The organism is Caulobacter sp. (assembly GCF_039596335.1).
Lineage (GTDB): Bacteria > Pseudomonadota > Alphaproteobacteria > Caulobacterales > Caulobacteraceae > Caulobacter.
Genome location: NZ_JBCNJZ010000009.1, coordinates 260,035 through 267,471, shown reverse-complemented (window position 1 = coordinate 267,471; position 7,437 = coordinate 260,035). Strand labels below are relative to the sequence as shown.

The window sequence follows — 7,437 nt, the reverse complement described above, 5'->3', positions numbered from 1 at the left end:
GCGCGATGTGCTGGAGCGCATGGTCGATGGCCACCCCATCAACCGCCTCGACGAGCTGCTGCCTTGGGCCTGGAAGAGCGGAAATCACGTCAACACCTGACCGACGTGCAGCGGCCGGACGCTTACGTGGTGCTGATTTTCTTCGCCCCGGCTCCAGACACAGGCATATCCTCTTCCAGAAGATTTCGCGCAGCATCCTGCTGCACGTTCGTTGTTCCCACAAGTTCCTGCGAGTTCTCGGATCGCTCGAATGCGCCGTCGAGGGAGGAAGTCGGGATGCGCCGTGCATTAGTCCGCGCTCATCCCGGGCCGGTTGAAGAGCCGTCGAAGCGGCTGCTGGGCCCAGGCGGCGCACCTGGCGATCGGATTGGCGGGGCATCGTCACAGGCATTAGCGCGCGGTGCCGGATCGCTCCGTCCGCAGGCAAGATATCGTGCTTCCCGCTGTCCTTGGTCATGCATCCTTCCTTCTCCGCCGCAGCGGAGTCCGTGCGATCAGGCCGCGTTCAATGCGCCGCCGATCGAAGCTCGAATGGTCATGAGGCCGCCCTCGCCGCCACGGCCGAGAGCGGCGCGTCGGCATAGGCCGTCCCGTCCCGCCACATCGCGTGCATGATCACCGCCAGCTTGCGGGCGACGGCCACGACGGCCTTCTTGTGACAGCGCTTGGCCAGCTTCTGGCCCCAGGCCTTCAGCGCGGTGCGGCCCTTGAAGCGGGTCAGCATGGCGCTGGCCGCCTCGTAGAGACTGCGCCGCACGTCCGCGTCGCCGGCCTTGCTGATGCGCCCCTGAATGTCGATCGACGTCCCGGATTGCCAGCGCCTGGACGTCAGGCCGAAGTAGGCGCCGACATCGCGCGAGCGCCGGAAGCGCGCCGGATCGTCGATAGCCGTGACGAAGGTCAGGGCCGTCACCGGGCCGACGCCGGGGATCTCCATCAACCGCCGACAGAACTCGTCGGCGCCGACGATGCGCAGCACCATCGCATGGAGCTTGAGGTACTGCCGCCACAACGTCGCGCGCGCTTCGAGCATGGCGCCCATCAGCTCGGCGGTCAGCGGGTCCTCGGCGCTGGCTTCGCGCACCGCCGCCTCGAAGCCGCCGCGTCCGACCTTGTTGAGCCGCACGCCAAAGCTCTTGAGCGAGTGGCGGATGGTGTTTTCCAGGTCCAGGAACTTGCGCTTGAGCGCCCGCCGCTGGGTCAGGACCTGCCGCACGCGGTAGCAGGCGTCGGACTTCACGTGGGCGGCCTTGAACCAGCCGGTGCGCATCAGGTGCGCCAAGCCGAGCGCGTCGGTGGCGTCGGTCTTGTTGCGCTGGGCCGTCAGGGCCGCGCGGACGTGCCGGGTCTCCAGGCACACCGCCGGCAGGCCCAGCGCCTTCAGGCCCGGCTGCAGCCACGGCGACAGCGAGCAGGCCTCATGCCCGACCCGGCGCAAACTGGCCGCGAACGGTGACAGGATCTGCGCGATCGCTTCAGGATCGGTGGCCACGCTGGCGCGCATCACCACCTCCCCGGTCGCATCAACGACGCACACCGCCGTCTCGTCGATCGCCACGTCCAAACCCGCGAAATGCTCCATGACCGCGCGCCTTCTGCTCCGCGCCGGCCCAGCGCCGGCGGCGGGCAGTGTGCGCCCAGGTCGGGGTTTCGGCAGCGCTGCTGCATCGGGCGGTGGCGGGCCAAATACCGTGGCCTTAGCTGATGAACCAGGCAGAGAGCCCTCCGGGCTTCCTCTGCCCTCTGCCTCACCCGACCAGCGCCACCGGCATGCCGCGCCTTCACGGCCTATCACTCCTCGGGAGCAGTTCGCTTCCCGCGTCGACGAAGAGGCTGGATGAGCGCCAATCCAAGCTGGTCGGTGGTCGCTCGACGCGCGTAGCTACGCTGAGGCGAGGCGCGAGTTTGGCCACATAGTTTCGGGTTTCGGCGGGCAAGGAGCCCGAGCCCAGGAGGTATCGTTCGTAGCGTGCGGGACCAGCATTGTAGGCGGCCAGGAAGCCCGGTGATCCATACCGGTCGTACATTCGGCGCAGATACGCAGCGCCGGCCAGGATGTTGGCCCTTGGATCGAAAGGATCGGTTCCCAGCGACAATTCTGCGTTCAGATCGCGCCACGTCGACGGCATGAGCTGCATCAGGCCCATTGCGCCCTTCGGCGAGACTGCCCGCGTATCACCGCCGCTTTCCTGCTGCAGAACCAGACGGATCCAGGCTGGCGGCAACCCAAATCGGACTGACGCCTCATCCACTGCAGTGGCGACCATATCGCCTTGCTGCAGCGGCTGCGCGTTTGCCGGAAGCGCCGTGTACGCCCCGACGATCAGGGAGAAGAGTGCAGCAGCCGCGCACGAGGCGCGTGAAGTCTCTCCGATCGTCTTGATCGCAGTCACGGTGCGGCCGTGCTCGCCGCCGTCAAGGGCAAGGCGCGAATCGCGCCGTCCTGAAGGCCGCCTTTGACCGCGCCTGCGCTCGACCGCCGACGTGGTCTCGACCGGGACGGGGAAAGGACCGAAAGACCAACCGAACAGGGAAAGGACGGACACGGCGCTCACGGTGTTGTCGCCCAGGTCCAGATCGGGTGCAGGCGCCCGATCACGCCGTGCGCCGAAACCGGTCCGAAATACCGGCTATCAAGGCTGTCAGGCGCTGCGGCGTTGACGAGGAGAACCTCGTGGGCCGCGATCGCTCTGCAGCCGCTGAAGATCGGTAGCGGTCGCCCCCACCGGTCGCGCCGCTTGGCGCGTGCAAGCCACTGCCCATCGACATAGAGACCATCGCTCGCGCCACAGACGCGCTGCCCCTGCGCGGCGGCGACGACCTTCAGCAGCGGAACATTCACGGGCAGATAGCGTCGCCTGGCCATCCAGGCGGCCAACGTCGGCGGCGGATGAATGGCGACGAGATCCCCGACCGCGTAGCGTCCAGATGCGACCCAGTAAAAGCCCACAGGTGCGCTGGCGGTCGCATTGAACAGCACTTGAGGCGGACGGTCGGCGGACGCGGCGAAGATGGCGAGGCACCCGACTAGCCCGCAAAACAGCACATGGCTGCGGCGCCGGGCGCTCATGAGAAAATCCTCCGGCGCCCCTGCCATGCGCGGTGGCGCGCTCGATCATAGCCGCGGGGCGGCAGCCCGACCGCGATCCTCGAACCGACGTGGCGCCAGTAGTCAGGCGCGACGCTCTCCGGCGCGAACCCGCCGCGCTCCACGGCATCGATCGCTTCGAGGACGCTTTGGACCTTCGACCAGCCGGCGATGTTGAGCAGGATCTCCGCGCCCGGCGAGACCTCCGGGTACAGGGTGAAGGGCGCGCCCGGGGAGAAGGCCTGCAGGACGGCGATGCGCGATTGGACTGTGCCGTGTTCGTTCGCGCGCCAGCGGACGAGACAGAAGACTGCGCCCGGCGTGAACGCCACGATGCGGCGGCGGCGGTCACGCTCGACCTCCGAAACCGGTCTTCCGAACCTAATCCAGCGCTCTATGCGGTCCTTGAGAAAGAGGAGATCGACATGCGTCAGCGCGGAGGTTGAGGTTTCACCGCTCATCGGGCGTCTCCCGATAGGCGGGCGCGATTGCCGCGTGAGCTTTGGCGGGAGAAAGCGGCGCTGCGTCCCGGTCGCTGGTCGAGCGGCGCAATCCGCGACGAGACCAAGCTTGAATGTCGCTCAGCGCATAGACGACGCGGCCGCCGTTTTTTCGATACAGAGGTCCCGTTCCGTAGACGCGATGTTTGGCCAGGGTGCTGACCGTCAGGCGCAAAATCTTGGCGGCTTCAGGCGCCAACAGCAGGCGATCCACGCCCTCTTCGTCTGAGCTCGACATGCAGCGGTCCTCAGAACCGCCGGGAACTCCCAAGCAACGGGCGGCGGTTCGGGGAAAAGTTGGCCCAAAGGATCGACATCGAAGGATGGCGAAGACAGGCTTGGGCGGAAATCGCCACCCTTTAGAAGCCGCCCCGGAGGAGTTTGAGATAGCCGCCAGCCATCAGGGCCCGGCCGCGCCGGACGAGCCGGATCGTCACGTCCCGCACGGACGAGGTCTTGAACGCGGCGCCGTCGCCGATATCGCCGAAGAGGTGTGCGGCGATATCGCGATAGCTACGGCGGTTCTGAGCACCGTCGAGGGCGCCCAGTGCGCGGGCCAGGCGCTCCCGTTGTACGGCCGATAGGCGGGAACGCGGCGGCCCATCGATGGCTTCGGCGCGGCGCAGTGCGTCGACGGCGCGCACACGGAGACGAAAGTCGGCGTCGTACGACAGCACCACCACGAGGGGCTCTGATGGTGTGGCATTATCGCGCAACTGCACTTGCAAGCCGCTTGCTAGACGCAGATGGGCGCCATCTTCGCCGACGATAGGAGAGAGCCTGGACAAAGGAGATCGGCGTGGCGCGCCGAAAGTCGCCCGCTCCATGGGAACGACAAGTCCAGGCGCTACGTCGGCGCGCCAGACCACCCTTCCCTCGTCCGCGGATAATTCAGGATCGGCCGGCGACGAAAGCCCCCAACGCGGATCGACGCGCTGTCCGTTGCGCACCGAATGCGCGAAGTCCTCGCGATAGTCTGGATTACGACGAAGGAATTCCCAGCAAAAAGAGGGTACCGTCAGCCCCAGAAATGCGCGCCAACCGCCGCCGGTCCCCACAACCGACGCCCGCACTTGTGCAAGATTAACCGACGGCCTTGCCATAGCGGCATGCCAGCAAAGAACTGCCGGATAGACACGCCTACGCGCCAGAGAACACTCGTTTTCGCAGCGGTAAACTAATCGACCGGCAACGATTCAGTTTGCCGTGCGTCGCACGTTTCCGATGTGCAGTTGTAACGTTGCGGACTCAAGCGCGACGAAAAGCCATCGCTGACTTGATCACATCGCTCATTGCTACGAGTTCAGCTTCGGGAAGCACCGACAGGACATTCACGATTTCCAACAGAGCGTCTTGCCGCCCCTCCCGAGCCGAAAAATTCCCGACTTCGAAGAAGTCTCGCGCCTCAACGTGGAGAGCTTTCGTCAGGCGAACTATCGTTTCGAATGTCGGTCCGGCCTTGCCATTCTCGATGTTCTTAACAGCACCAGGCTGGCGATCGATCAGCTCAGCCAGCTGCGCTTGGGTGAGGTCGGCGTTCTTGCGGTGGTGCCGAACCAGAAAGCCGAACTGCTCCTCCAAACTCGCCATCAGCTCGCCCGACTATCGCCAATGGCAGAGTCTTCAGCGATGTAAACGAGGAGCGACAGCCTTTCAGAAAGATCCTTTTTGAAAGCGGGCGCTATAAAGATCCCTGTACGCAAAATCCCTGTGAGCAACCTTGCTGTCCACCGCGAACCGGCAGCTAGACGCTCTAAACTCGCCGAAAGTCTACAGCGGCTTCGATCAGCACCTTCATTGACGCGAGTTCGCGCTGAGGAAGACCCGATAAGACTCCGATGATATCCACCAAGGCGTCGTCCCGCCCGTCCTCGGCTGCAAAAGCGCCCAATTCGAAGAAGTCCCTGGCACTGACGTCCAAAGCCTTCGCAAGCCGGGCCAGTGTATCAAAGCTAGGAGCTGATTTTCCCGCTTCAATGTTCTTGATGGCAGAAGGTTGTCGGTCAGTCTTCTCCGCGAGTTGAGCTTGGCTCAACTTAGCGAGCTTCCGGTGGTGGCGAACCAGCGCTCCAAACTGCTTCGCCAACGTGGCCATGCGCTACTGTCCCTCGACGTCGAAGGATGTTCGGCGACGGCGAACACGGGCGAAAGGCCGCGAAAGCGTCCCTTTTGTAAAAGAGCTCTTTCAAAGATACCTATGTTGTAGGATTTTGTGGGCAATCAGAAGTGGATTGCCCCATGCAAGGCACTGCCCCTCCCGCGAAAAGACTCATCGATGCAGAATCGCGCGTGGAAGCGCTCGCGCGCCAGCACGGTTTGTGGCTCCTCGAAACGCTGAAGCCAAAGTATGGTGAGCTCGCCGACGATCTGGCGCAGGAGGCACTACTCAAGGCCGCCGCTCACGAAGAGGCCGTCGAGATTCTCCACTACAAAGCGTTTCTCTTAAAGGTCGCCGAGAATCTAGCGATCGACCGCGCCAGAAGGGGCCGTCGCGAACGCACCCACGCCAGCGATACAGCTGCCCTGGAACCGCGCTCTTCGCCGGCCACCCAAGAGGATCTGGTACTCGTCAAACAGATCGTGCTGGCCCTACCGCAGCAGTTGCGCGATGTTTTGATCCTGACGAAGGTCAAGGGCTTGAGCTATCGCGATGTCGCCCAGCTCAAAGGAATGAAGGTCAGGACGGTGAAGGATCAGGTTCGCCAGGCGCTGGCAATAACGCAGTCCCTACGAGACAAAGCGAGCGCGTGATGGACAAACTTGACGGCGAGACGTCAGCGGCGACGCGCGAAGCGGCGGCCTGGTTCGAGCGTCTCAACGATCCTGACGACGTCCGTATCGAAACCGAAGAGCTGGAACAGTTCGCCGCCTGGCGACGCAAGGACCCGGCGAACAAGGCGGCCTACGAACACCTTGAGGACCTCTCCCAAACACTGCGCGCGTTGAATGACGATCCAGACATTGAGGCGGTGGCGCAGCAGGCGCTGAGTGGAAGTTCGGCGCGGGCGAAAGCGTCATGGCTACGACGACGCGGCCGCCCGATCATCGGCGTAGCCTTGGCCGCCGTCGTAATCGGTGGCGTCTCGATCGCGCTGACACTTCATCAGCCGACCTATTCCACTGGCGTCGGACAGACCTTCAGCACGCGTCTGGAAGACGGCTCGCGCGTGCAACTCAACACCGACAGCCGTATCCGTGTCCGCTATAGCGCCGGCCAGCGGCGGATCGATCTTCTGCGTGGACAGGCCTATTTCGACGTCGCCCACAATGCCGCCCGACCGTTCATCGTCGTCGCTGGAGACACGTGCACACGCGCAGTGGGCACCCGCTTCGACGTGCGGCGCGTCGGTGAAACCGTCCGCGTGACGCTGGCGCAAGGTAGCGTCGAGATCACCGACAGGGACGCTCCGGCTTCGACCTGGAAGCTGCAGCCCGGCCAAGCTCTGGCGCTTCCCGAGCGCGCGGAGGCGAAAGCCCGCCCAGTGACGGTGGACGCCAAGACCGCCACGAGCTGGACCACCGGCGACCTGACATTTCAGGAACAGCCGCTGGGCGAAGTGGTCGCCGAGCTCAATCGGTATAGCCGCCGCAAGATCATCCTCGGCGCTGGCGTCGATGCAACCCGGCTCGTTTCTGGCATCTTCCCGGCTGGCGACAACGACGATTTCATCGCCGCCGTCTCGTCAGTCTATCATCTGCGACACGTCGCGAGAACGAATGGCGACGTGGAGTTGCAACCCAAGGCCGAGTCCACTTAAGTCATAATTATTTCACGAGGCGATGTCCCAGGGCCTCTCCTCGGACGTCTCACCCGCGCTTCACCAGCGGTCTCTGCGCATCACTCGATCG

Annotated in this window: 10 protein-coding genes; 2 read left to right on the top strand and 8 right to left on the bottom strand. The window is 64.3% G+C overall.

All coding sequences use genetic code 11. The features are described from left to right. Positions 1–535: 535 nt before the first annotated feature. The 8 genes from ABDW31_RS20110 to ABDW31_RS20075 form a co-directional block, all read right to left on the bottom strand. A complete protein-coding gene (locus ABDW31_RS20110; RefSeq protein WP_343699468.1) occupies positions 536–1,582 on the bottom strand; it encodes an IS110 family transposase in 1,047 nt (348 codons plus the stop codon). A 199-nt stretch (positions 1,583–1,781) separates the two neighbouring features. Then, positions 1,782–2,555, bottom strand: a complete 774-nt coding sequence (locus tag ABDW31_RS20105; RefSeq protein ID WP_343699467.1) for a lytic transglycosylase domain-containing protein — start codon at positions 2,553–2,555, stop codon at positions 1,782–1,784. Next, positions 2,552–3,070, bottom strand: coding sequence for a S26 family signal peptidase (locus ABDW31_RS20100; RefSeq protein ID WP_343699466.1), 519 nt, complete (start codon positions 3,068–3,070; stop codon positions 2,552–2,554). Before ABDW31_RS20100 ends, ABDW31_RS20105 begins: the two co-directional genes overlap by 4 nt. Then, the gene (locus ABDW31_RS20095) at positions 3,067–3,549 is read right to left on the bottom strand and encodes a DUF2840 domain-containing protein (protein ID WP_343699465.1); all 483 of its coding nucleotides are present in this window, start codon (positions 3,547–3,549) and stop codon (positions 3,067–3,069) included. Before ABDW31_RS20095 ends, ABDW31_RS20100 begins: the two co-directional genes overlap by 4 nt. Further along, entirely contained in the window at positions 3,539–3,826 is a 288-nt protein-coding gene (locus tag ABDW31_RS20090; protein WP_343699464.1) for a DNA-binding protein, read from the bottom strand. Before ABDW31_RS20090 ends, ABDW31_RS20095 begins: the two co-directional genes overlap by 11 nt. Before the next feature lie 121 nt (positions 3,827–3,947). After that, positions 3,948–4,271: a DUF2285 domain-containing protein gene (locus ABDW31_RS20085; RefSeq protein ID WP_343699463.1), complete on the bottom strand. Its 324-nt coding sequence runs from the start codon at positions 4,269–4,271 to the stop codon at positions 3,948–3,950. A gap of 565 nt (positions 4,272–4,836) precedes the next feature. Next, positions 4,837–5,178 carry a helix-turn-helix transcriptional regulator gene (locus tag ABDW31_RS20080; RefSeq protein ID WP_343699462.1) on the bottom strand — a complete coding sequence of 114 codons (342 nt, stop codon included), beginning with the start codon at positions 5,176–5,178 and terminating at the stop codon, positions 4,837–4,839. A 163-nt stretch (positions 5,179–5,341) separates the two neighbouring features. Then, entirely contained in the window at positions 5,342–5,683 is a 342-nt protein-coding gene (locus tag ABDW31_RS20075) for a helix-turn-helix transcriptional regulator (RefSeq protein ID WP_343699461.1), read from the bottom strand. 143 nt (positions 5,684–5,826) lie between these two features. Between ABDW31_RS20075 and ABDW31_RS20070 the strand changes: the two genes are divergently transcribed. Together ABDW31_RS20070 and ABDW31_RS20065 are read left to right on the top strand one after the other, a co-directional pair. Further along, entirely contained in the window at positions 5,827–6,339 is a 513-nt protein-coding gene (locus ABDW31_RS20070) for an RNA polymerase sigma factor (RefSeq protein ID WP_343699460.1), read from the top strand. Next, complete coding sequence (locus tag ABDW31_RS20065; protein ID WP_343699459.1) at positions 6,339–7,346, top strand: FecR family protein; 1,008 nt, start codon at positions 6,339–6,341, stop codon at positions 7,344–7,346. Before ABDW31_RS20070 ends, ABDW31_RS20065 begins: the two co-directional genes overlap by 1 nt. The last annotated feature ends 91 nt before the right edge of the window (positions 7,347–7,437 follow it).